The organism is Mycobacterium sp. OAS707, from assembly GCF_014873705.1.
In the GTDB taxonomy this organism is placed as follows: Bacteria; Actinomycetota; Actinomycetes; order Mycobacteriales; family Mycobacteriaceae; genus Mycobacterium.
On the sequence record NZ_JADBDS010000002.1, the window covers coordinates 826,869 to 849,513 of the forward strand.

A 22,645-nucleotide genomic window follows, 5' to 3' on the forward strand; every position below is an offset into this window, starting at 1 on the left:
TAGTGGCAGGCCACAGGTGGCGCTTTAATGGCTCGGTGGCAGCCAACCGTGTCCGGTCGACGGCGTTGGGCTACGCGCTACTTGCCCCCAGCCTGTTCGGCGTGGTGACGTTCTTGCTGTTGCCGATGCTGGTGGTGGTGTGGCTGAGCCTGCACCGCTGGGATCTCCTCGGCCCGATTCGCTATGTCGGACTGGACAATTGGGAGTCGGTGCTGACCGATTCGTCGTTTTCGACCTCGCTGCTCGTGACGCTGGCGTTCATCGCGATTGTGGTGCCGGGACAGACGGTGCTCGGCCTCATCGCCGCGGCCATGCTGGCGCGCGGGCTGCCCGGCTCGGGGTTCTTCCGCACGTTGTACGTGCTGCCGTGGATCTGCGCACCGCTGGCCATCGCCGTGCTGTGGCGGTGGATCCTGGCGCCAACCGACGGTGCGGTCAGCACACTGCTCGGCCACCAGATCGAATGGCTGACCGATCCGGGTCTCGCGCTGCCCGTCGTGTCCGCCGTGGTGATCTGGACCAATGTCGGCTACGTGACGCTGTTCTTCCTGGCCGGCATACTCAACATCCCCGACGACATCCACAACGCGGCCCGCACCGACGGCGCGACCGCGTGGCAGCGGTTCCGCCGCATCACGCTGCCGATGCTGCGGCCGACGTTGTTCTTCGTCACGGTCACCGGGATCATCAGCGCGGCCCAGGTCTTCGACACGGTGTACGCGTTGACGCGCGGCGGTCCGCAAGGCCGCACCGATCTGGTGGCCCACCGCATCTACGCCGAGGCGTTCGGCGCGGCGGCGGTCGGACGCGCAGCGGTGATGGCAGTGGTGCTGTTCGTGCTGCTGGTCGGTGTGACGATCGCCCAGCACCTCTACTTCCGGCGACGGATCACCTATGACCTCACCTAGCCGGACGATCTCGGCCGCCGTCATCTACGCCGGGTTGGCGGTGGGGGCGGTGATCACGTTGGCGCCGTTCGCATTGGGGCTGCTGACGTCGGTCACCTCGGCGCGACAATTCAACACCGGTTCACCGCTGTCGCGGCCGAACCCGCCGACCCTGGAGAACTACACCGGACTCGCCGACGCGGGATTCGGGCGAGCGCTCCTGGTTACCGCATTGATGACCGCCGTCATTCTGTTGGGGCAGATGACTTTCTCGGTGCTGGCGGCGTATGCCTTTGCACGACTGGAGTTTCCGGGCCGCGACGCGCTGTTTTGGGTATATATCGCGACGCTGATGGTGCCGGCCACCGTGACCGTTGTCCCGTTGTATCTGATGATGGCCGAAGCCGGCCTGCGGAACACGTTCTGGGCGTTGGTGTTGCCGTTCATGTTCGGCTCGCCGTACGCCATCTTCCTGTTGCGCGAGTACTTCCGCACGATCCCCGCCGAGCTGATCAACGCTGCCCGCATCGACGGGGCCAACACGCTGGACGTCATCGTGCATGTGGTGGTGCCGGCCAGTCGGCCGATCCTGGTGACGCTCGCACTGATCACGTGCGTCAGTCAATGGAACAACTTCATGTGGCCGCTGGTCATCACCAGCGGAAGCAAGTGGCAGGTGTTGACGGTGGCTACGGCGGGCCTGCAGTCCCGCTATAACGCGCAGTGGACGTTGGTGATGGCGGCGACGACGGTGGCGGTCGTGCCGCTGATCGTGTTGTTCGTCGCGCTGGGCCGTCACATCGTCCGCTCGATCGTGGTGACCGGACTGAAATGACCGCCCGGCCACGCACTTCCACACTTGTGCTCGCCGGCGTGGCTGCAACGATGGCCCTCCTGCTCGTCGCGGCGATGCTGCTGGGGCGGTCCGACGACCGGGGCGCACGGACCGTTGTGACGGTGCGGTTGTGGGATGAGCAGGTCGCCGCTGCGTATCGGGATTCGTTCGCCGAGTTCACGCGCGAGCATCCCGACATCGAGGTGCGGGTCAACGTCGTCGCCTACTCGAGCTACTTCGACACCCTGCGCACCGATGTCGCCGGCGGCGGCGCCGACGACATCTTGTGGTTGTCCAACGCCTATCTCGCGGCATACGCAGACAGCGGCAGGCTGATGCGGATCGACCGTTCACCCGCATGGGAACCATCGGTGGTCGACCAGTTCACCCGCAACGGTGTGCTGTGGGCGGTGCCGCAGTTGACCGACGCGGGTATCGCGCTGTACTTCAACGCCGACCTGCTGGACGCCGCAGGTGTGGACCTACACGAGCTGTTGACACTGCACTGGTCGCCCGACGGCGACGACACGCTGCGGCCGCTGCTGGCCCGGCTGACGTTCGACGCCGACGGGCACGCCGCGGGCACACCGGGTTTCGATGCCACGCGGATACGTCAGTGGGGCTACAACGCCGCCAACGACCTCCAGGGCATCTACCTCAACTACATCGGGTCGGCCGGTGGTGTGTTCTCGATCGGCGACCGGTTCGCGTTCGACAACCCGCAAGCTGCCGAGGCGTTCGAATACCTGGTGCGGCTGATCAACACCGATCATGTCGCCCCGCCCGCGTCGGACACCAACGACAACGGCGACTTCTCCCGCAATCAGTTCCTGCAGGGGCGGATGGCGTTGTTCCAGTCGGGCACCTACAACCTCGCGGCGATCGCGAACCAGGCGCCGTTTCGGTGGGGGGTGGCTATGATGCCGTCGGGGCCGACGGGTCGCGTCAGCGTCACCAACGGCATTGCCGCCGCGGGCAATTCAGCCACCAAGCACCCCGATGCGGTGCGCGAGGTCCTCGCATGGATGGGCAGTCGGCGCGGCAACGAATATCTCGGGGCGAAGGGCTCAGCGATTCCAGCAGTGCTTTCTGCGCAGCCGGTTTACCACAAGTATTGGGCGTCACGCGGTGTCGACGTGGCCCCGTTCTTCAAGGTGCTCAACGGTCCTCGCATCCCTGCGCCAGGCGGCGCCGGATTCGCCGCCGGATTCGATGCGCTTAAACCGTACTTCGACGAGATGTTCCTCGGCCGCGCGGAGGTCTCGGCCAGCCTGTCCGCGGCACAACGAGCGGCCAACGCGGCAGCTGATCGCTGAGTGAGGTGCCCTGAGCAGGGCATACCGCGCCCGTCGATCAGTTCGCGCAAACGGGCACCAGTGGATTCATACAAGGATTCGTCGGCGGTGCTTGTGTGGTGGCAGGCGACGGCATCGGCGTTGGTACCGGTGTCGATGTCGGGGACTGCGTAAAGGTCTCGGTTCCGATGCCGGACGGATCATGAGTTCGTAAGGGAGACGGAGTGAGTGTTTCCGAACCGATGTCTGACAAATCGTGCTGCGACCCCGGCGGGCCGGGATCAGGCGGTGGCGCCACGCACTTACCGAGACCGCCGTTGTCCTGGAGAACGCCGTCAATGACATCGCAGCATCTGGTTTGATCGCTCGCCGCGCCCTTCGCACACGCTTTGAGGTCCCATACGTCTTCGACGCGTGGAGCCGACGTGATCACAACGATTACCAACGCCGCTGCGATCGCGCTCAAGGACAGGGCTGCCATCGCAATTTGTATGTGCCTCATGTCCCTCCTTGACTTGGCACAGAGTGTGCTTGCCCCCGATTCGGCCGACTATAGGCCTGTGGCAACTGCGCCGCGGGAACTCGACAGCAAAAGTGCAGTCCTGATCGGCGCGGGGTCACGCCAACGCTTGCGCCAACGCCATGAAGCCCTCCGCCCGTAGTGAAGTCGCCATGGTTCGGAAGCGTTCGGCGTAGTTCCGATACGCCGTCTCGTCGCCCTCGGCTTGCGCCACGAACGCGTGGACGAGAGACGACACCATCTGATCGAGTGCGTAACGCGGACTGCGCAGTTCGGCGACCGAATCCAGGACGCGGTGCACTTCTCGAAAGTCTGCAGGGCCACCGCGAGTCAGCAGGAGTTCGACGAGCGTCGCCGCCGCTCCGGCACGGCTCATCATCTCTCCTGAGTCGGATAGGCGTGCAAGGATTGCTCGCGCTGACTCGATTGCGCCATCGAGGTCACCGCCTGCGGCCATCTCCTTCACGAACACACCATCGATGTACGGCAGTGTGGTGGTGCTGAACCGCTCGCGGAGGCATGCCTCACGGGTCTGTCGCAGCAGATCCAGACCGGCGTCGCGATCCGCACCTTCGAGAAATATCAACGTGACACCCCGGACGAATCGTGCAGCGGTCAACGCGAAGTCGTCGCTCGAATCCTCTGCCAACCGTAGCGCTTCGGCCGTCTCCCGCAGGGCCGTGTCGTCGGGCAGCAACGCACCCGAGGCGATGCCCAGATACTTGTACATGACCGCGAACACCAAGCAGGACGGATCGTTGGCGCGGGCCATCTCGACCGCACGGTCAGCATCGTCGCGCCAGCCGGCCGTCCCGATGCGGTAGCGCAGGGTGCCGCGGATCGCGAGCAACAACGAAAGCGGCGAGCCGAAGATCAGGTTGCCCATCGTTGGATCACCATCAGTGAGATCGATAGCGCGCTGGGCCATTTCGAGCGCCTCTGTCAATTCACCTGCCTCGTACTTCGCAAGGATGAGAGGGAACGACAAGCCGACGGTCAGTGCGGGATCGCCGATCGACTCGAACAACGCCATGCATTCGGATGCGAGCTCTGATGACTCCCGATGGCGGGAATGAACCGTCAACGCCATTACAAAGCCGGACATGCCCATGGACAATGACCGCTTGTCGTCTGACATCCCGGTCAGGTCGCGTAGTTCATCGAATCCCGAGTCCGCGACCCTTCCGCCGACTCGAAAAGCCGAGGCGCTCAGCAGGGTTCGCGGAGCGATGCGCATCGCGGTGATATCGGCGGTGTCATCGGGCAACCGGTCGGCGACACTGCTGGCTCGCCGCCAGCTGATACGAGCGGCCGCGATGTCGCGGGTCGCCAGCCATCCTGCCGCACGCATGTGCCACCCATATGCAGGCAGTAGATCACCGGCCGCTTCCGAGTGCTCGGCGATCAAGGCCGCATTCGCCTCGATGGCGCCCGCATCGCGCTGTTCGATCACCGCGGCGAGTCGGCGGTGTAAGTCTGACCGATCCGCCCTCAGCTGTGACTCGTAGGCCACGGTCCGGATCAAGGGATGCCGGAACGCGTACTCCGGTTGCGGCCCGGCGAGCACTTCGTCGATCAGCTCCGCATCGACCAATTCGGCAACTGCCGGGTCGACGCCCAAGCTCACCAGCAGGTCTGCGGTGAATCGCGAGCCCACCACCGCTGCCGCCCGCAGCGTCCGTTTGGCCATCGGTCCCAGGCGATCGATGCGAGCGGCGATTGTCGCTTGCAGCGTCGCCGGAACATCGATGGCGGCCACATCGCCGTGGCAGACGTAGTGGCCGCGACTGCCGATCAGCACGCCACGGTCCGCCAAGTCCCGCGCGATCTCTTCGGCGAAAAACGGGTTTCCGGCGGCCCGCTCCGTGATCAGCGCTCCCACCTGAACGATGGACGCGTCGAAGCCCAGCAACTCAGCCGTCAACGCGCTTGCCTGCGAAAGTTCCAGCGGGGCAAGTGTTATTTGCGTTGCTCCGGCTGTCTGCGTGAGCGCGCCGCGGTATTCGGGTCGATAGGAGACGATCGCCATCGACTGCGAACGCGGTATCGCCGTGAGCACGTCCGCCAGCATCGATTCGCTGACCTCATCGATCCAGTGGGCGTCTTCGATCACGTAGATCGTCGGACGCGGGCGCGACTGCAAGGCGTTGGTCAGCAGCGCGGTCAGCCGTCGCCGACGGGCATCAGGGTCGATGTCCGGCATCGCCGATTCCCGGTCCGCGACCCCCAGCAGATCGTCAAGAAGAAGAAGGTCGTCTTCGTCGGCGCCACGGAACTGGGACCGAATCTCTTGTCGGGCAACAACATCGGGCAGGTCAATCAATCCGCATGCTGTGCGCAGCAGATTCGCAACGGCATGAAACGCGATGTCTTCGGCATGCGCTTCGCAGTACGCCACGTGCACATCAGCCCCGCTGCGCGCCAACGCGGTCGATTCGCCGACGAACCTGCTCTTGCCGATGCCCGGAGGCCCGACGACGCGGACCACCTGCCCACGTCCACCTCTCGCCTGTTCGATGGCCTCGGTGATGCTGTCGATCTCACGCTGGCGCCCGACGAACGTCGACTGCCACCGGCGAGGCTCGGGACGTCCGGAATGGACCGCCAGGAGTTGACGGGCCGGTACGCCCGCGTCGCGGCCCTTGACCCGCACGAGCTCCGGTTCACCCAAGTCAGCTGCCGCTTCGACGAGCTTTGCGGTGGACTGACTGAGCATCACCCCGCCGGGCCGTGCGACGGACTCCATCCGCTGGGCCATGCCGACTTGTTCGCCGATCGCGGTGTATCCCGCGGCGCTCGAAGTCATTTCACCAGCGACCACCTGACCGGAATTCAGGCCGACACGCAATTGCAGTGTCAGGCCGTCGCGGGCATGCACATCGACCGCTTGGCGTTGCACAGTCTGCTGCAGCTCGAGTGCCGCACGGCAAGCGCGTAACGCGTGATCCTCCAACGCGACCGGTGCGCCGAACAGCGCCATGATCCCATCGCCGGTGAAGCCCTGCACCGTACCGCCGTAGTGCTCCACGGCCGCGGCAGCGCCATCCACCAACTCCGCCATGATCTCTCGCAAGCGCTCGGGTCCGACGAGGGCCGCGATGCCCATCGAACCTACGACGTCGGCGAACAGCACCGTGACTTGCTTGAACTCAGCGGGGTCGGGCGCCGCGCCGATCGGCGCACCACAGGAATCACAGAACCGAGCACCAGCCCGCGGTTCGGTGCCACACGAGTCGCATACGGTCGCTGCCGTCGCCATCCGTCCCCCGCTGTTGCACGGTCCGCACAGACCGCTTGGCCAAGGATAGAGCTACAACGTGCCCAGTACGGTCAGTTCGAGCGCCAGCGCAACCGCGCACACCACGATGACGATCGAGAGCGCGATCCAGTCAGCGCGTTTCGGGCCCGACGGTACGGCCGAGATTTGACCGGCGCCGCCGCGGGCCGTGATCGCGTCGCCCATTTCGTCGGCGCGGCGCAGCGCCACGGTGATCCCGGCCGCGAGAATGTCGACGAGCTCCAGTGCCCACCGCTTCCTGCGCTGCCGACGCGTGACGGGCACCACCTTCGGCCGCAGCCTGCGCGCCGCGTAGAGCACGCGGAATTCGTCGATCAACATCGGAAATGCCCGCAAAGCCAACGCCAAAGCCACCGCCCAGTCGTCAACCGGTACCCGCAGCGGCCGCAAGGGTTTGCCCAATGTCGCGACAGCGGGCGCGATTTCGGCGACATTGGTGGTCCACGACACCATTGCGCCCAGCCCGAGCAGCACGATCGAAACCGCGGTGATGCGCAGGAAGGTGAGCAGTCCACCGAGCGCGAGGTGCACCGAACCGACGTCGAGCACCGGGCTGCCGCCCGCCAGCGCTGCAGTGGCACCTCCGAAGAACAGCAGGATCCACAGCCACCGCGGAATCGCAGGCAACGTCCCCCGCTGAATGCGCGCCAACCGCGCAGCCGTCAGGATCAGTGCGGCCACCAGACCGATCGGCACCCAGCCCGGATAAAACGTCAACAGCACCCCGATGCCCGCCACCGCGATCAGCTTCGTTCCGGCCCACAGCCGGTGAATAACGGTATCTCCCGGCACCGGACGCAACAAGACGACCGTTGTGCGCTGCCGCGCAGGGGCGGTCACGAGACGCCTCCAGCCGTCGTCGGCGCGGCCAGCTGGCCGTTGTGCAAGTGCAGCGTACGTGGGCACAGGTCCTCGAGGCCCGAAAAGTCATGGGAGATAACGACAACCGTGAGACCTGCCGTACGGCGCAGCTCCTCCAGCAGCCGCAGCAACCCACGCGCACTCGCGGCATCGAGGCCGGCCAACGGCTCGTCGAGGATCAACGCACGCGGCGAGCGGGCCAGCAGGCCGGCAAGAACCACGCGGCGCATTTGGCCGCCGCTCAGCTGGTCGATGCGTCGCTTGGCCATGCCGGGATCCAGCCCCACGGTGGCCAATGCCGCGACCACGCGGTCGTGATCGCGGTGCGAAAAACCAGCCGCCGAGGCCACTTCCAGGTCGACGCGGCTGCGCATCAGTTGCAACCTGGCCGCCTGGAACGAGATCGCGACCGCGCCCACCTGATCGGAGACCGGCTTTCCGTCAAGCAGACACTCGCCCGTCGTCGGCACCGTCAGCCCGGCCATGATCCACGCCAGCGTCGACTTGCCCGATCCGTTCAGACCGTGGATCAACAACCCGTCGCCCTGGTGGACAGCGAAGTTGATGTCCCGTAAAGCCGTTGTCGCCCAAGGAGTTCCGCTCGCGTATTCGTGTCCGACACCGTTGAGCTCGAGCACCGCCGTATCGGAGTCGTGTGCGACAGCGCTGGTTGCCGTCGGAGGGGCGGCCGTCTCGACCATTTCGGTGTTGTCGGAAGCACCGTTTCCGGTCAGGTTGATCACCCGGTCGGCGGCATCCGCCTCGCTGTTGTAGTGCGTGATATGAACCAGCGACATCTGGTGATGCTGGGTCAGGCCGGACAGCACCGCCATCAACCCGTCGCGTCCGTCCTGGTCGACCATGCTGGTGACCTCGTCGGCGATCAGCAGCGAGGGTTCACGCGCCAGCGCCGCGGCCACGGCGAGCCGCTGCAGTTCCCCGCCCGACAGCCCGCCGGTATCTCGCTCGGCGAGCCCGTCCAGTCCGACCTCGCCGAGCAGCTGATGGACGTCGATCGTCTTGCCAGGCGGCAATCCCCACACCAGGTCGTCGGCGACGCGGGTACCGAGCACCTGGCTTTCCGGGTGCTGCATGATCACCGCGGTGCCGCCGAGCTTCCCGAGGCCGACGGCACCCGCACGCTCGATGGTCCCCGAGGTGGGTTCGCGGCCGGCGAGCATCAACATCAGCGTGGTCTTGCCTGAGCCGTTGGCGCCGGTCACCGCGACGTGCTCACCGGGCTCGACACTCATCGACACTGGGCCGAGAGCGTCGTGGTCGACGTTGGGATAGCGGAATCGGACGTCGTGCAGCCGCGCAGGCACCGGCGCGACAGGCCCCGCGTCGGTCGACGACTCCAGCTTGTGCACATCGGGTATGCCGAGCAGCCGGGTCATCACCCGCGACAGCGCCCACCACCCGATGAACGTGACGAAGACGATGGACATCACCGACGAGCCGAAGAACAGAAACGGCCAGTAGTGCAGCGCGGTCGCGAAGTCGTGCTTCAGCCGCTCGGCGGCGGGCTCCATGTCGGGGATGCGGGCGATCACCGCTGCGAGCCCGTTGATGTTCGCGGTCACCGAGTCGAAGAGAAGGTGGCGCAACCTCGCCAGAATCGCCAGCCCCGCCACCGTGAAAACGCCGAACAGCGAGCCCGCGACGAGCGAAGCACAGAACACCGTGAAGAGACCGCGGCCGCGCCGCTTGACGATGCCCGTCAGGCCGCCGATGTAAGCGCAGTTGACCACCGTCATGAACCCGCCCATGCCGGCGATCAGGAACGCGATTAGGGCGCCCGCGACCGTCGCAGCGATCAACACGCGAAGCCGGTATCGATACGCGAGCAGACCCATCGGGACCGTACCCAGCAGCGACACGCCGGCGGCGAACGGGACGACGACGGCGATGATCGCGGTGGCGGCGCACAACGCCGCCATGACAGAGGCTTGTGCGAGTTCGACCGGTTGAAGGGAGCCGGCCCGTCGAGGGGTGCTCGGCTCGGTCGCGGTCATTTCTCGATTCTGCCAGCCTCCTGCAGGCACCCCTTTTCACCACGCTGTGAGCGCCGGCACGGCGCCGAGCGTTTGAAACGCATAGTAAACCTATGTAATCATGGAGTCATGTCCCCGACGCTCGGAGCCGATCTGCTGGCAGTGGTCGCCCGTATCAACCGGCTGGCCACGCAGCGGGTCCGCATGCCACTTGGATTCGCCCAAGCGCGGCTGCTGTCCACGATCGAGGATCGGGGCGCGACCCGGATATCCGACCTGGCCGCGCTCGACCATTGCTCGCAGCCGACGATGACCAACCAGGTGCGCCGGCTCGAAGACGCGGGACTGGTATCGCGCACCGTCGACCCCGACGATGCCAGGGCGGTACTGATCCGCATCACCCCGAAGGGGGTCGACACCCTGAGGCAGGTGCGGGTGGACCGCGGCGCGGCCATCGACCCGTACCTGGAGCGCCTCGACGCCGCGGATCGCCAGACACTGAGCGACGCCGTGCGGGTGATGCGTCGCCTACTCGCGGACGCGGCCGTCCCGACCCCTGTCAAGTAACAACCGAAAAGGAGAAGCCACCGTATGTGGCGCCAACCCAAGGCTGTTTGGGCCGTTGCCTTCGCGTCCGTCGTCGCGTTCATGGGCATCGGTCTCGTCGACCCCATCCTCAAGCCGATCGCCGACAACCTGAACGCGTCCCCGTCGCAGGTGTCGCTGTTGTTCACCAGCTACATGGCAGTGATGGGCGTCGCCATGCTCATCACCGGCGTGGTGGCCAGCCGCATCGGCCCCAAACGCACGCTGCTGATCGGCCTGTTGATCATCATCGCGGGTGCAGGGCTGGCGGGCATGTCCGACACCGTGGCCGAAATCGTTGGCTGGCGGGCACTTTGGGGGCTGGGCAACGCGCTGTTCATTGCCACCGCATTGGCCACCATCGTCGGCTCCGCACGCGGATCGGTCGCGCAGGCGATCATCCTCTACGAGGCGGCGCTTGGCCTCGGCATCGCGGTCGGGCCGTTGGTCGGTGGCCTGCTCGGCTCGATTTCCTGGCGTGGGCCGTTCTTCGGGGTTTCGGTCCTGATGGCCCTTGCGCTCGTCGTCACCGCGTTCCTGCTGCCGTCCACGCCGCGTGCCGAACGCGCCACCACGCTGGCCGACCCGTTCCGCGCGTTGCGCCACCGCGGTCTGCTCGGTGTCGCAATCACCGCGCTGCTGTACAACTTTGGTTTCTTCACGCTGTTGGCGTTCACGCCGTTCCCGCTCGACATGACCGCCCATCAGATCGGGCTGATCTTCTTCGGCTGGGGGCTTGCGCTTGCCTTCACCTCGGTGGTTGTCGCGCCTCGGCTACAGCACCGCTTCGGCACGGTGCCTACGCTGATCGTCAACCTGCTGGCGATGACGGCGACGCTGGTGGTGATGGCCGTCGGTACCGACAACAAGACCGTGTTGGCCACGTGTGTGGTGGTCGCCGGGCTGTTCATCGGCATCAACAACACACTGATCACCGAGACCGTCATGAAGGCCGCACCTGTTGAACGCGGAGTCGCTTCGGCCGCATACAGTTTCGTACGCTTCGCGGGCGCCGCGCTGGCGCCGTGGCTGGCAGGCGTGCTCGGCGAGCAGGTCAGCGTGCATCTGCCGTTCTGGGTCGGCGCCGCCGCGGTGCTGCTCGGGGCAGGGGTGTTGTTCTCGACGCGTCAGCATTTGGTCGGTATCGACGTCGAGGACTCGGAGCTAGACGAGATCACCGAGCAGGCGACGGCCGTCACCGTCGGCAACGACACCTAGATCAGACCACAGTTCCGACCAGGTGGCCGACAAGATACGTCGCCGCGATCGCTATCGTCCCGAATAGCAACTGACGCAAGGACGCAAACCACAGCGGCTTCTTCGTGAACCGCGCTGCGACTCCCCCGGCGATCAGTAGGCCCACGCCGCCGAACAACAGACCCAGCCACAACGACTGGAAACCGAGGAAATACGGAATCAGCGGAACGATGGCGCCGATCGCGAACGTGACGAAGCTCGAGCCGGCAGCCACCCATGGGGATGGTTTCTCCTCCGGGTGAACCCCCAGCTCTTGTGCGACATGCACATTCAGCGCCCGATCCACGTCGCGATGTATCTCCTCGGAGGCCTTCTCCGCGGTTTCCGGGCTCATTCCCATCTCGACGAGCATCCAGACCAGTTCGGTTTCCTCCGCCTCGGGATGCTTGCTCAACGCGTGCCGCTCCATCAGCACCTCGGCATCGAGCTGCTCGTTGGCGGTGGTGACGGACGTGTACTCACCCAATGCCATCGAAAACGCACCGGCGACCAGGCCCGCGAAGCCGCTGATCACCACGGTGTGGGCATCACCAACCGCGCCCACGCCCGCGATCAGCGCCGTGTTGCTGACGAGACCGTCCATCGCACCGAACGTCGCGGCGCGCAGCCAGCCGCCCGACACGTCCGAGTGTCGATGGTGCGGGATGTGCGGCATGCCGGTCGGCGATACCGGCGCCTCGTCGGATTCGGTCATGGGGTCGATTCAACGTCACAGGTATCTGCTGGTCTAGCAAGGTTTGCCTACGTTTCTGACATCACAGTTTGCCGGGGCACCAGAAGGGCTAACGTCTCGGTATGACCACCACTGCGGAGCATCTACGCAACACGCTGGACGGCCGTTGGCGCGACGTGAAGAACAGAATGCGATCCGAACTCTCCAACGAGGTGTTCCGCCCGCATTACACCCCGAACACCGTGATCGCCCGCACCAAGGTGATGGAGCAGATGAAGATCATGGCGGCGCACGGGGCCGCCGAGGACGGGTTCAAGAAGGAACACGGCGGCAACGGCGACGTCGCTGCTGCCGTCACCCGGATCGAGATGCTGGCGATGTCCGATCTGTCGTTGATGGTCAAGGCGGGCGTGCAGTGGGGCCTGTTCGGCGGGGCCGTCGAGAACCTCGGCACCGAGCGCCACCACCAGGCGTACGTGCCGCGCATCATCAACCTGGATCTGTTGGGTTGCTTCGCGATGACGGAGACCGGTCACGGCAGCGACGTTCAGTCGCTGGAGACGACGGCCACCTACGACCCGTCGACCCAGGAGTTCGTCATCGATTCCCCCACTCCGACCGCACGCAAGGATTACATCGGTGGCGCCGCCGAAACCGCCACCGTCGCAGCGGTATTCGCCCAACTGATCACACCCGACGGCGAAGGGCACGGAGTGCACTGCTTCGTGGTGCCGATCCGCGACGACGACGGCAACGACCTGCCAGGGGTGACCACCGGAGACTGTCACTACAAAGGCGGCCTGCCGGGGGTGGACAACGGTCGCATCCAGTTCGACAATGTCCGCATCCCGCGGGAGAACCTGCTCAACAAGTATGCCGATGTAGCCGAGGACGGCACGTACAGTTCGCCGATCGAGAACCCGAACCGTCGGTTCTTCACAATGCTCGGCACGCTGATCCGCGGCCGAGTCACGGTCGGCGGAAGCGCAGGGGCCGCGGCACGAGTCGCCCTCGACATCGCCACCCGATACGCATTGGAGCGCAGGCAGTTCCAGGCTCCCGGCGACGACCACGAGGTTTTGCTGATGGACTACCTGGTGCATCAGCGCCGACTGTTCCCGCTGATCGCCCGTTCTTACGCGCTGCAGTTCGCGCAGAACGAGTTGGTCGCCAAGACGCACGAACTGCAGAGTGCCGACGATCCCGACAAAGAGGAGCAACGGGAACTCGAGTCCCGCGCCGCCGGACTGAAGGCCGCCAACACTTGGCACGCCACCCGTGCGATCCAGGAAGCTCGCGAAGCATGCGGCGGCGCAGGCTATCTCGCCGAAAACCGGCTCATCGCGCTGAAGGCTGACACCGACGTGTTCACCACGTTCGAGGGCGACAACCACGTACTGATTCAGCTGGTGGCCAAGGAACTGCTCACCGCGTACGCCGACGACATCAAGGGCATGAGCCCCGTCGAGTGGGTGAAGTTCGCGGCCAACTTCGCAGGCGAGCGGGTCATGAAACGCACTGCGGCCGAGACGATCATGCAGCGAATCCTCGATACCAGGCAGGACAACGAGGAAGAGGGCAGCCTGTTCAACCGCGGTACTCAGGTCAAGATGTTGGAGGACCGCGAGGAGTACATGGTCGCGACGGTCGCGCGTCGGCTGCGGGGTAAATCCAAGGAAATGAACGCATTCGAGGCGTTCAACGCGGTGCAGGACCACGTGCTGCACGCCGCTGCGGCGCATATCGACCGCATCATTCTGGAGGCGTTCGTCGCGGGCATCGACGCCTGCGAGGACGACGAAGCCCGCAAGATCCTGGACATGGTGTGTGACCTGTACGCGCTGTCGGTGATCGAGGATGACAAGGCCTGGTTCATGGAACACCAGTTCCTGTCGACCGAGCGCGCGAAGGCCGTCACGCGCGGCATCAACGAACGCTGCCGCACGCTGCGACCATACGCGGAGCTACTCGTCGACGGCTTCGGCATTCCCGAGCAGTTGCGCTACGCCGAGATGCTGCATCCGGAGAACATCGCCGAGACGTAGGACGACTCGGGAGACCGACTATTTGTTCGGAATGGGATCGAGCGCCTTGAGCTTGCCGTCCTCGATCTTGAACCGCACCGTCGCCGCGCCCGTCGGACAACACGCAGGGTCCTGGCCCTGACGCCATTGATACTGCACCGACGCGGTGTCATCGCCCGTCGGGGTGATGGTGACGTATGGACGCGGGTCCGGCGTCGGCGTGCCGATCGGGGTTTTGCGATCGAAGAACAACACCTGTCCCGGGCTGTCGGAGGCGTCGCCCGAACCGACGACCACCCAGTGCAGGCTGCAGTCGGCGGTGTGGCCGCTCATGATCTCGAGCCAGTCCGCCTTGGGCAGCTTGGCGATCTCGGCCGTAACCGTCTCCTCGCTTGGCCCGTCGTCTTTTGTGCAGGCGGCCGACGTCGTCGGAGCCGATGACGGCTGGTTGGAGCCACAACCCGCGGCAAGCAGGATCGTGAGTGGGACGACGGCAATCAGCCGGGAAGGTCGCATGGCCCGAGCTTACGGTGGGCCATGCGACGACAACTCCCCGGCCCAAAAAGGTTGCGCGAAGCGGTTATCCAGCAGCGAGCTGCTTCTTGCCGTAGACGCGCTCCAGCAACGCCGTGTCGCCGTGCACCTGAACGTGAACGGTCTTGCCGTTGCGAATCGTGAATACGTCGGCGTCCTCGCTGGTCTCGCCCCCAGCGGTCACCTGGGTGATGGCGACGACGGTGTCGCCCTCGGCGACGAGCTGCTTGAGCTCCACCGTCAGCCCCTTCTCGGCCAATCGCCCGAACTGCTCCATGACTTCGGTCTTGCCGTGATAGGTCCCGCTGACCGCGCTCGAACCTGGCTGTACCCATTCGATGTCGTCGTCGAACAGACTCATCACCGTGTCAAGGTCACCAGCAGAGAAGGCTGCGTAGCCGCGTTCCATGAGTTCTTTGTTTTCCTGCTCGGACATTCGATCCCCCTTTTGTGTATCCGATACGTCGGCAGCGACACAGTCGTGCCTGGAGTGGGAACCGCGGTGTGCAGCTCCGGGACACTCAGACCTTCGCCGACTTGTCGATTATCGACCCGGCGCGATCGGCGTCCAGACCGTTCACCGCAAATAGATTGGCGCCGTTGACGATGCAACCACATCGCGTCGCAGCGGTGTTTGCTGCGAGCGGGCCCGCCGATTCGCGATGTGACGCTTCTTTCTTCAGTGCGCAAGCAGGTGGATCACCCGCAGCGATCGAGCAACCTTTGACACTCCTGCTAAGCAAACCGGGAAACTGCTATCTACTTTCCGGCAATGGAATAGCCACCCCAACGGCCACCGCGCCGAAGCCAGCGGTTTGGCCCACAGTCAATGAAAGCCGGCTGGGCCAGAGCGCTTGATTTGCAGGGCTATTCGCGGCCTAAGTGACTGGCCAGCCGGGTTGCGACGTCTTGGCGGTCTCGCGGCCGCCCGGGATCACGGGTCTCCGCAGCAACGTCAACCCAGCTGATGGCGATGGGACAGCAACGAGAATGTCGTGCATACTGTTGTCATCACTATGATCGTCATCGTTCTCATCGGCGTTGCAGTCGTGCTGGCTACGCATTCGCTGTTCACTTACCGGCCGTTCGCGACAGTCTTACGCGTCGGTGGGCTGCTGTCGGCATTGACGGCGCTCACGATTGGCGTGCACGCCCACGGCTGGGTAACCAGCCTGGACGCAGCCGCATCGAAATGGGCGGTCGGGCAGCGGTCGTGGTCACTGGACATCGCCACCCGGATGATCGGCGAATATGGACATCCGGCCACCGCCGTGGCTTTGACGCTGATCAGCGGCACTTGGTTGTCGCATCGGGCTCGATCGGTGGTCCCCGGCGCGGTGGTGCTCGGGACGGTCGTGGGTGCGACGGTGACCAAGACAGTCCTCAAAGCGGTCGTACTGCGGCCACGCAGCTCGGCCGAGGCGCAGCTGGTGATCCATCATTTCGGTCCGGCCGGTCAACACATGTTTCCTTCAGGCCACGTCACCCGGACCGGCGCCTTGCTGGGATCGATCGCAGTGTGCCTCGGCGTGGGACGCAGCCGCGCCGTACGCACGTTGCTTGCGGGTGTGGTGGGCGCCGGCGTGCTCGTCATGGCCGTCACCCTGGTGCATGTCGGTGTGCACTGGCTCACCGACGTCATCGGTGGCGCGCTGCTGGCCGCCTTGTTCGTGACTCTGGGTGCCGAAGTGATCAGGTACTTCCACTTCCGATCCGCCAGGGGCGCGGCGCAGTACGGGGCTCAGCCACGCTCGACGACCGATGTCGCCGTTGTATCTGCAGGGCGCTGACCAGACTTCGAATTGGCTTCTGCGCTAATGCTTGCTCCCCCGGCTGGACTCGAACCAGCAACCCTTCGGTTAACAGCCGAATGCTCTGCCAATTGAGCTACAGGGGACTGTTGCTTTCGCGCGGCCTGCGCCGCGAACCAAGACTTTAGCGTACGTGCCGCGCGGGCCGCCAATACGCGCCCGGCCCGCCGCTACACAGCCAAGTGAGGCAGGATGGAGACCAACGCACCGTCGTCTGGGAGGGGCCCTGTGATCCGGTATCTCGTCGTCTTGGCCGTTGGCTACGTGTTTGGTGCGAAAGCGGGCCGGCGCCGTTATGAACAGATCGCCGGAACGTACAAGGCCGTCACCGAAAACCCGGCCACCAAGGCAGTGCTCGACGCCGGGCGCCGCAAGATCGCCGACCGGGTCTCACCCGATCCGACATTGGTCACGCTGACGCCCATCGACTCTCAGACCGACGTATTGCAGCCGGAGTCGATGGTCAGGAAAGACGGCTAGCTAGCCGATCGGGGTGGTCCAGGTCTGCGACGGCAGCAGCGGCCCGGTGCTGATGCCGACACCGCCACGGCCGCTACCGGCGTCTGGGCCATAAATGCCGAGGTCAGGAGTGCCGACGAAGACCGGCTGGCCATTCGAGTAGGACAGGCACTTGCCGTCGTCCCTGTTGCCGAACCACGCCAAGCAGGCCGGAGAAGCCGTGACCTGCGCGCTGTCGGACGACACTGCCGCGGCATAGCACGGAACAGCCACCGCAGCGGCCACGAAAACACCCGCGATCAGCCGAGTTCGGTTGGGTTTCCGATTGAACACGGGCCTCCCTTTCCACACGATCCCCGACAGCCTTAACACCATAACCTGCTTGCTGTGTTCACGCAGTAAGGTCGTCGCCGCTGGCCTGTTCCAGCAGGCTGCGCCGATAGGCCTCCATGGCCACCAGGTCACCGAATAGTGCGTGGTATTCGTCGCCCTGTTCCACCGGTGACATGCGCTGCAATTTGGACTTGACCTCGGCAATCTGGCGGCCGACCCACACTTCCTGCAGTCTGGCCAGCACTCCGGAGATGTACCGGGGCAATCTCTCGTCGTCGTCCACGTTGATGGCCTCGACGCCCAGTTCGTTGACCAGGTTGGCCGCCGCCGGCGACGCCGTCTGGTCACGCACGGCCTCTATCCACTGTGCGCCGGCCAGGCCCGCCGACATTCCGCCTGCCGCCTCGATGGCCGCCCGCACCGCCGCGTAGCCCGGGTGGGTGAAGCTCTCGACGGTGAGTGAGTCGAACACCGGACCCGCCACCGCCGGATATTGCAGTGCCGACTTGAGCGCCTCGCGCTGCGGCCACAGCGTGGGGTCGGCCGGGTCGGGACGAACCGGTGCCGGTGTCTCGGCGGAGGGGCGACGGCGCGCGGTGCGCGCGCTGTTTTGAGACTTTCCGGTCGCGACTTCACGGACACGGTTGACGACCTGCGCGACGTCGTCCCAACCGACCCACCCCGCGAGCCGGCGAGCGTATTCGTCTCGCAACGCCACATCGCGGATGCGCGCAACCATCGGCACTGCGCGACGCAAGCCGTCGACTCTTGCCTGCGGGTTGTCGTCGAGTTCCTTGTTGTCGGGCAGCAGTCCCCTGATCGCGAACTCCAGCATCGGTACCCGCCGCGCGACCAGATCGCGCAGCGCCCCGTCGCCGTGTTTGAGCCGCAGATCGCACGGGTCCATCCCGTCGGCCGCGACCGCGACGAAAGACTTGCCCGCGACGTTCTGGTCGCTGTCGAACGCCTTCATCGCGGCCTGCTGGCCCGCGGCGTCACCGTCGAACACGTAGATCAGTTCGCCGCGAAAGAAGTTGTCGTCCATCATGAGTCGACGCAACATCGCCAGATGCTCATCGCCGAACGCCGTGCCGCACGAGGCGACAGCAGTCGTCACTCCGGCCAGATGCATGGACATCACATCCGTGTATCCCTCGACCACCACGGCCTGATGGGCCTTGGCGATGTCGCGCTTGGCCAGGTCGAGACCGAACAGCACCGACGACTTCTTGTAGAGCACCGTCTCCGGGGTGTTGATGTATTTGGCTTCCATCGTGTCGTCGTCGAAGATGCGGCGCGCCCCGAAGCCGATCACCTCGCTGCTGCTGGCCCGGATCGGCCACAGCAGGCGGCGGTGAAAGCGATCCATCGGCCCGCGCCGACCCTCGCGCGAGAGCCCAGCCGCCTCGAGCTCCTTGAATTCAAATCCCTTGCGCAGCAAGTGTTTTGTCAGCGAATCCCAGCCAGACGGGGCAAATCCGCAGCCGAAATGTGCGGCTGCCTGCATGTCGAAGTTGCGGTCGAGCAGATACTGCCGAGCAGGCGCCGCCTCGTCGGACTGCAGCGCTGCGGCGTAGAACTCCTGCGCGGCGGCGTTGGCGGCCAGCAGCCTGCTGCGGCTGCCGCGGTCGCGCTGCACATTCGTCGTCGCCGAACCTGTGTAGGTGACGGTGTAGCCGACGCGGTCCGCGAGCAACTCGACCGCCTCGACGAAGCTGACATGCTCGATCTTCTGGACGAAGGCGTACACGTCGCCGCCCTCGCCGCAACCGAAGCAATGGAAGTGTCCGTGGTTGGGCCGGACGTGAAACGACGGCGACTTCTCGTCGTGGAACGGGCACAGCCCCTTCAGCGAATCCGCGCCCGCGCGCCGCAGCTGCACGTAGTCGCCGACGACGTCCTCGATCCGGATTTTTTCGCGGATGGCCGTGATATCGCGATCAGGAATCCGGCCGGCCACCGGCTCAGTCTAGGCGGGCGCGCCGCGTCGGCTAAGCGGGTTCCAAACGCTCCAACCGCCCCTCTGTGAATGACGCGATCTGGTCGACGACCACCCGCAGCCGCGCGCCGTCGTCAGCGGCGTCGTTGAACGAGGTGGCAAAGATCGGATCGAGCGTCGCCGGGGCCCCGGCGAGGACCCACTTGGCGACGCGGTGGATCCGGTCGCGCTGTTGGGCCTGCAGCTCGAGGTGTCTCGGGTCGGACATGATGAACTGCAACGCCAGGATCTTGAGCACGGTGACCTCGGCGCGGACCAGGGCCGGGACCCGCAACTCCGCCTGGTAGCGGACCAGCGGCCCGGGGCCGTAGGCCTCGCGGGTTGCGGCGATCGCTGCCGAAGCAAACCGGCCGACCAGCTCACTGGTCAACCGTTTCAGCGCCACCGACGCGGCCAGCGTGGCGTCGTACTTGCCGACGGCTGCGACCACCGGCAGCGCCGACAGCCTCTCGGCGGCGGCCACCAGATCGTCGGCTCGCAGGCCCGCACCCATGCCGTGGGATTCGCCGAGCCGGCCGAGCACCGCGGCCGCGTCGTCGTCGGCAAGCACCCGCATGTCGATGCGGCCGGAGACGACCCCGTCCTCGACGTCGTGCACCGAGTACGCGACGTCGTCGGCCCAGTCCATCACCTGGGCCTCGAGACACGGCACGCCCTGCGGTGCGTCGACACGCACCCACTGGGCCACGGCGGCGTCGTCCTCGTAGAAGCCGAACTTGCGGTTTTGCGATCCTCGCGGCCAGGGGTACTTGGTGACCGCATCCAGGCCAGCCCGAGTCAGGTTCAGTCCGGCGCTACGGTCTTGGGGGTCAAGGACTTTGGGCTCAAGGCGGGTGAGGATGCGGAAGTTCTGCGCATTGCCCTCGAAGCCGCCGTGGTCGGCGGCGAACTCGTCAAGGGCGCGTTCGCCGTTGTGGCCGTACGGCGGATGGCCGATGTCGTGGGCCAGGCCCGCCATGTCGACGAGGTCGGGATCACACCCCAGCCCGATGGCCATCCCGCGACCGATCTGCGCCACTTCCAGCGAGTGGGTCAACCGCGTGCGCGGCGTCTCGCTCTGGCGCGGCCCGACCACCTGCGTCTTGTCCGCCAGCCTGCGCAGCGCCGCGCTGTGCAGCACACGGGCCCGGTCACGCGCGAAATCCGTGCGATGTTCGGTGGCCGTCCCCGGCAGCGAGGCACCCTTCGGCGGTTCGACCACCACACGCTCGCGGTCGAACTCTCCGTAGGGATCTCCAGTCACAGCCACCGACGCACAGTCTGCCAGTACTACATTGTGGGCCATGCGCATCGCCCGTTTGCTCGGCCTCGTGCTCGCGGCGCTGACCGTCGGCGTTCTGCTGGCACCGGCGGCGACCGGGCAGCCGCCGTTCCGGCTGCCCAGCTATGTCAACGACGACGCCAACGCGCTCAGCGGGTCCGAGTTCAGCGACGTGCAGCAGGCCGTCGACAAGCTGTACAACGACCGGCACATCCGGCTGTGGGTCGTCTACGTCGACACGTTCTCCGGTAAGGGCGCGGTCACCTGGGCCGAGGAGACGAAGAGTTTCAGCGACATCGGCGGCCAGGACGCGATTCTCGCGGTCGCGACCGAAGACCGCGCGTATGCATTCCTGCCGCCGACCACGGGGTCGGACGGATTCGACGTCACGTCGTTGCGCACCAACGAAATTGAGCCCAAGCTGCGCCAAAGCGACTGGGCGGGGGCCGCGATCGCTGCGGCGCAGGGGCTCGACCCTGGGACTTCCACGACGAATGCGGATATTTCCTGGTTCGGCTTGTTGGTCGCGTTCGCGGTACTGGCTCTCGCGGTCCTGGTGGTGTGGCTGTGGCTTCGGCGCCGCAAACGCAAGAGGCGTGAAGCGGAGTTCGCCGCGGCGCGTCGTGTCGACCCCGCCGATCCGAACGCCTTGGCCTCCGTCCCGATCGACGCCCTCGACGAGCTGTCCAAGTCGATCGTCGTCGACGTCGACAACGCGGTACGCACCAGCGACAACGAATTGGGTTTGGCGGTGGACGAATTCGGTCCGGACGAGACCGCGCCCTTCAGCAAGGCCGTCGCGAGCGCCAAGACCACGCTGGCGCAGGCATTCAACGTCCGGCAGATCCTCGACGACGCCGTTCCCGAGACCGTGCAGCAGCGACGCGACCTGCTGACTCGGGTGGTGGTCGCCGCGGCGAAGGCCGACCGTGAACTGGACGCGCAACGCGAAGCGTTCGAGAAGCTGCGAGATCTGGTGATCAACGCCCCGTCGCGACTGGACACGCTGACCCAGCAGATGGTCGACGTGACCGCGCGGATCGCGCCGTCGGAGCAGGCGCTCGCGGCGTTGCACAAGCAATACTCCGACACGGCGCTGGCTTCGGTGGCGGGCAACGTCGAAACCGCCAAGCAGCGACTGGCTTTCGCCGACCAGAACCTCACCAACGCCCGAGCACTGGTGGCGCGTCCGGTCGGTCGCCAGTCCGGTCTGATCGACTCCATTCGCGGCGCGGAGTCCGCGCTGGGACAGGCGCGGACGTTGTTGGACGCCATCGACAACGCAGGCACCGACATCAACCGCGCGATGGCCAACCTACCTGCGTCGATCGCGGACATCCAGCAGGGCATCAATCAGGCCGCAAGCCTGCTGGCGCAGGGCAATACACCGCATCCGACCGAACTCGGCGCCGCTCGCGACGCCGCGGTCAAGGCCGTCGCCGACGCCCAAAGCGCCGGAACCACGGACCCCTTGGGTGCCTTCACCAAGCTGACGCAGGCCGACGCCGAACTGGACCGACTGCTGGCCTCCATCGCCGAGGAACGTGAAGCCGCCGAGCGGCTCAGCCGCGCATACGACCAAGCCCTGTTCACTGCCCAATCACGAGTGCGCGGTGTGTCCGACTACATCGACACCCGGCGCGGCAGCATCGGCCCCGATGCCCGAACCCGGCTCGCGGAAGCGGTGCGCCAATTACAGGCCGCGCAGGATATGAAGGCCACCAACTTGAATGAAGCCATCGCACACGCCAACGGCGCCTCGGTGCTGGCGGCGCAGGCGCAGGACCTGGCCAACGCGGATGTCCGTGCCGCGCAACGTTCCTACACCGGACAGTACGGCCAGACCAGCGGGTCCAACATGGGCGCGATGATCGGCGGCATCATCATCGGCAACATCCTGTCCGGTGCGCTGCGCGGCGGAATCGGCGGCAGTATGGGCGGCGGCTGGAGTTCGACGTCGTTCGGTGGGTCGGGCTCGTCCGGCGGCTGGAGCGGTGGCGGCGGCGGGCGGCTCTAGCC

General features: G+C 65.7%; 18 protein-coding genes and 1 tRNA gene. 9 read left to right on the forward strand and 10 right to left on the reverse strand.

Going from position 1 to position 22,645, the window contains the following annotated elements; genetic code table 11:
- Nucleotides 1-35 precede the first annotated feature (35 nt).
- The 3 genes from GGC64_RS14840 to GGC64_RS14850 are packed head-to-tail and all read left to right on the forward strand — an operon-like array spanning nucleotide 36 to nucleotide 3,038.
- Nucleotides 36-908 carry a carbohydrate ABC transporter permease gene (locus tag GGC64_RS14840; protein ID WP_192723256.1) on the forward strand — a complete coding sequence of 291 codons (873 nt, stop codon included), beginning with the start codon at nucleotides 36-38 and terminating at the stop codon, nucleotides 906-908.
- The gene (locus GGC64_RS14845; RefSeq protein ID WP_192723257.1) at nucleotides 895-1,722 is read left to right on the forward strand and encodes a carbohydrate ABC transporter permease; all 828 of its coding nucleotides are present in this window, start codon (nucleotides 895-897) and stop codon (nucleotides 1,720-1,722) included. Before GGC64_RS14840 ends, GGC64_RS14845 begins: the two co-directional genes overlap by 14 nt.
- Nucleotides 1,719-3,038, forward strand: a complete 1,320-nt coding sequence (locus tag GGC64_RS14850) for a sugar ABC transporter substrate-binding protein (protein WP_370582111.1) — start codon at nucleotides 1,719-1,721, stop codon at nucleotides 3,036-3,038. Before GGC64_RS14845 ends, GGC64_RS14850 begins: the two co-directional genes overlap by 4 nt.
- Nucleotides 3,039-3,634: 596 nt before the next feature.
- Here the strand turns inward: GGC64_RS14850 and GGC64_RS14855 are convergent.
- The 3 genes from GGC64_RS14855 to GGC64_RS14865 are packed head-to-tail and all read right to left on the reverse strand — an operon-like array spanning nucleotide 3,635 to nucleotide 9,711.
- A complete protein-coding gene (locus GGC64_RS14855) occupies nucleotides 3,635-6,796 on the reverse strand; it encodes an adenylate/guanylate cyclase domain-containing protein (protein ID WP_192723258.1) in 3,162 nt (1,053 codons plus the stop codon).
- Between the two features lie 51 nt (nucleotides 6,797-6,847).
- Nucleotides 6,848-7,675 (reverse strand): energy-coupling factor transporter transmembrane protein EcfT, encoded by an 828-nt coding sequence (locus tag GGC64_RS14860; RefSeq protein ID WP_192723259.1) that lies wholly within the window; start codon nucleotides 7,673-7,675, stop codon nucleotides 6,848-6,850.
- On the reverse strand, nucleotides 7,672-9,711 hold the full coding sequence (locus GGC64_RS14865; protein ID WP_192723260.1) for an ABC transporter ATP-binding protein: 2,040 nt from the start codon (nucleotides 9,709-9,711) through the stop codon (nucleotides 7,672-7,674). The genes GGC64_RS14860 and GGC64_RS14865 overlap by 4 nt, the downstream gene beginning before the upstream one ends.
- Nucleotides 9,712-9,819: 108 nt before the next feature.
- Between GGC64_RS14865 and GGC64_RS14870 the strand changes: the two genes are divergently transcribed.
- Both GGC64_RS14870 and GGC64_RS14875 read left to right on the forward strand, forming a co-directional pair.
- Nucleotides 9,820-10,257 carry a MarR family winged helix-turn-helix transcriptional regulator gene (locus tag GGC64_RS14870; protein ID WP_192723261.1) on the forward strand — a complete coding sequence of 146 codons (438 nt, stop codon included), beginning with the start codon at nucleotides 9,820-9,822 and terminating at the stop codon, nucleotides 10,255-10,257.
- A gap of 24 nt (nucleotides 10,258-10,281) precedes the next feature.
- On the forward strand, nucleotides 10,282-11,493 hold the full coding sequence (locus tag GGC64_RS14875; protein WP_192723262.1) for an MFS transporter: 1,212 nt from the start codon (nucleotides 10,282-10,284) through the stop codon (nucleotides 11,491-11,493).
- A 1-nt stretch (nucleotide 11,494) separates the two neighbouring features.
- Here the strand turns inward: GGC64_RS14875 and GGC64_RS14880 are convergent, their stop codons facing one another.
- Nucleotides 11,495-12,226 carry a VIT1/CCC1 transporter family protein gene (locus GGC64_RS14880; protein ID WP_192723263.1) on the reverse strand — a complete coding sequence of 244 codons (732 nt, stop codon included), beginning with the start codon at nucleotides 12,224-12,226 and terminating at the stop codon, nucleotides 11,495-11,497.
- Between the two features lie 101 nt (nucleotides 12,227-12,327).
- On the opposite strand from GGC64_RS14880, the gene GGC64_RS14885 reads away from it, so the two are divergent.
- Nucleotides 12,328-14,250, forward strand: a complete 1,923-nt coding sequence (locus GGC64_RS14885; protein ID WP_192723264.1) for an acyl-CoA dehydrogenase — start codon at nucleotides 12,328-12,330, stop codon at nucleotides 14,248-14,250.
- 18 nt (nucleotides 14,251-14,268) lie between these two features.
- On the opposite strand, the gene GGC64_RS14890 is transcribed toward GGC64_RS14885, so the two are convergent.
- Nucleotides 14,269-14,745 carry an LppP/LprE family lipoprotein gene (locus tag GGC64_RS14890; RefSeq protein ID WP_192723265.1) on the reverse strand — a complete coding sequence of 159 codons (477 nt, stop codon included), beginning with the start codon at nucleotides 14,743-14,745 and terminating at the stop codon, nucleotides 14,269-14,271.
- Nucleotides 14,746-14,809: 64 nt separating this feature from the next.
- On the reverse strand, nucleotides 14,810-15,199 hold the full coding sequence (locus GGC64_RS14895; RefSeq protein ID WP_192723266.1) for a nuclear transport factor 2 family protein: 390 nt from the start codon (nucleotides 15,197-15,199) through the stop codon (nucleotides 14,810-14,812).
- 580 nt (nucleotides 15,200-15,779) lie between these two features.
- Between GGC64_RS14895 and GGC64_RS14900 the strand changes: the two genes are divergently transcribed.
- Nucleotides 15,780-16,553, forward strand: coding sequence for a phosphatase PAP2 family protein (locus GGC64_RS14900; protein WP_192723267.1), 774 nt, complete (start codon nucleotides 15,780-15,782; stop codon nucleotides 16,551-16,553).
- Between the two features lie 34 nt (nucleotides 16,554-16,587).
- Here the strand turns inward: GGC64_RS14900 and GGC64_RS14905 are convergent.
- Nucleotides 16,588-16,660: transfer RNA gene (locus tag GGC64_RS14905), tRNA-Asn, on the reverse strand.
- A 142-nt stretch (nucleotides 16,661-16,802) separates the two neighbouring features.
- Here GGC64_RS14905 and GGC64_RS14910 point away from each other — a divergent pair.
- A complete protein-coding gene (locus tag GGC64_RS14910) occupies nucleotides 16,803-17,054 on the forward strand; it encodes a hypothetical protein (protein ID WP_192723890.1) in 252 nt (83 codons plus the stop codon).
- On the opposite strand, the gene GGC64_RS14915 is transcribed toward GGC64_RS14910, so the two are convergent.
- From GGC64_RS14915 to GGC64_RS14925, 3 genes are read right to left on the reverse strand one after another with little or no spacing between them, the layout of a single operon-like run.
- Nucleotides 17,055-17,366, reverse strand: a complete 312-nt coding sequence (locus GGC64_RS14915) for a hypothetical protein (protein WP_192723268.1) — start codon at nucleotides 17,364-17,366, stop codon at nucleotides 17,055-17,057.
- Nucleotides 17,367-17,424: 58 nt separating this feature from the next.
- A complete protein-coding gene (gene dnaG, locus GGC64_RS14920; protein WP_192723269.1) occupies nucleotides 17,425-19,326 on the reverse strand; it encodes a DNA primase in 1,902 nt (633 codons plus the stop codon).
- A 31-nt stretch (nucleotides 19,327-19,357) separates the two neighbouring features.
- Nucleotides 19,358-20,650 carry a deoxyguanosinetriphosphate triphosphohydrolase gene (locus GGC64_RS14925; protein ID WP_192723270.1) on the reverse strand — a complete coding sequence of 431 codons (1,293 nt, stop codon included), beginning with the start codon at nucleotides 20,648-20,650 and terminating at the stop codon, nucleotides 19,358-19,360.
- Here GGC64_RS14925 and GGC64_RS14930 point away from each other — a divergent pair.
- Complete coding sequence (locus GGC64_RS14930) at nucleotides 20,649-22,643, forward strand: TPM domain-containing protein (RefSeq protein WP_192723271.1); 1,995 nt, start codon at nucleotides 20,649-20,651, stop codon at nucleotides 22,641-22,643. The genes GGC64_RS14925 and GGC64_RS14930 overlap by 2 nt on opposite strands.
- Nucleotides 22,644-22,645 lie beyond the last annotated feature (2 nt).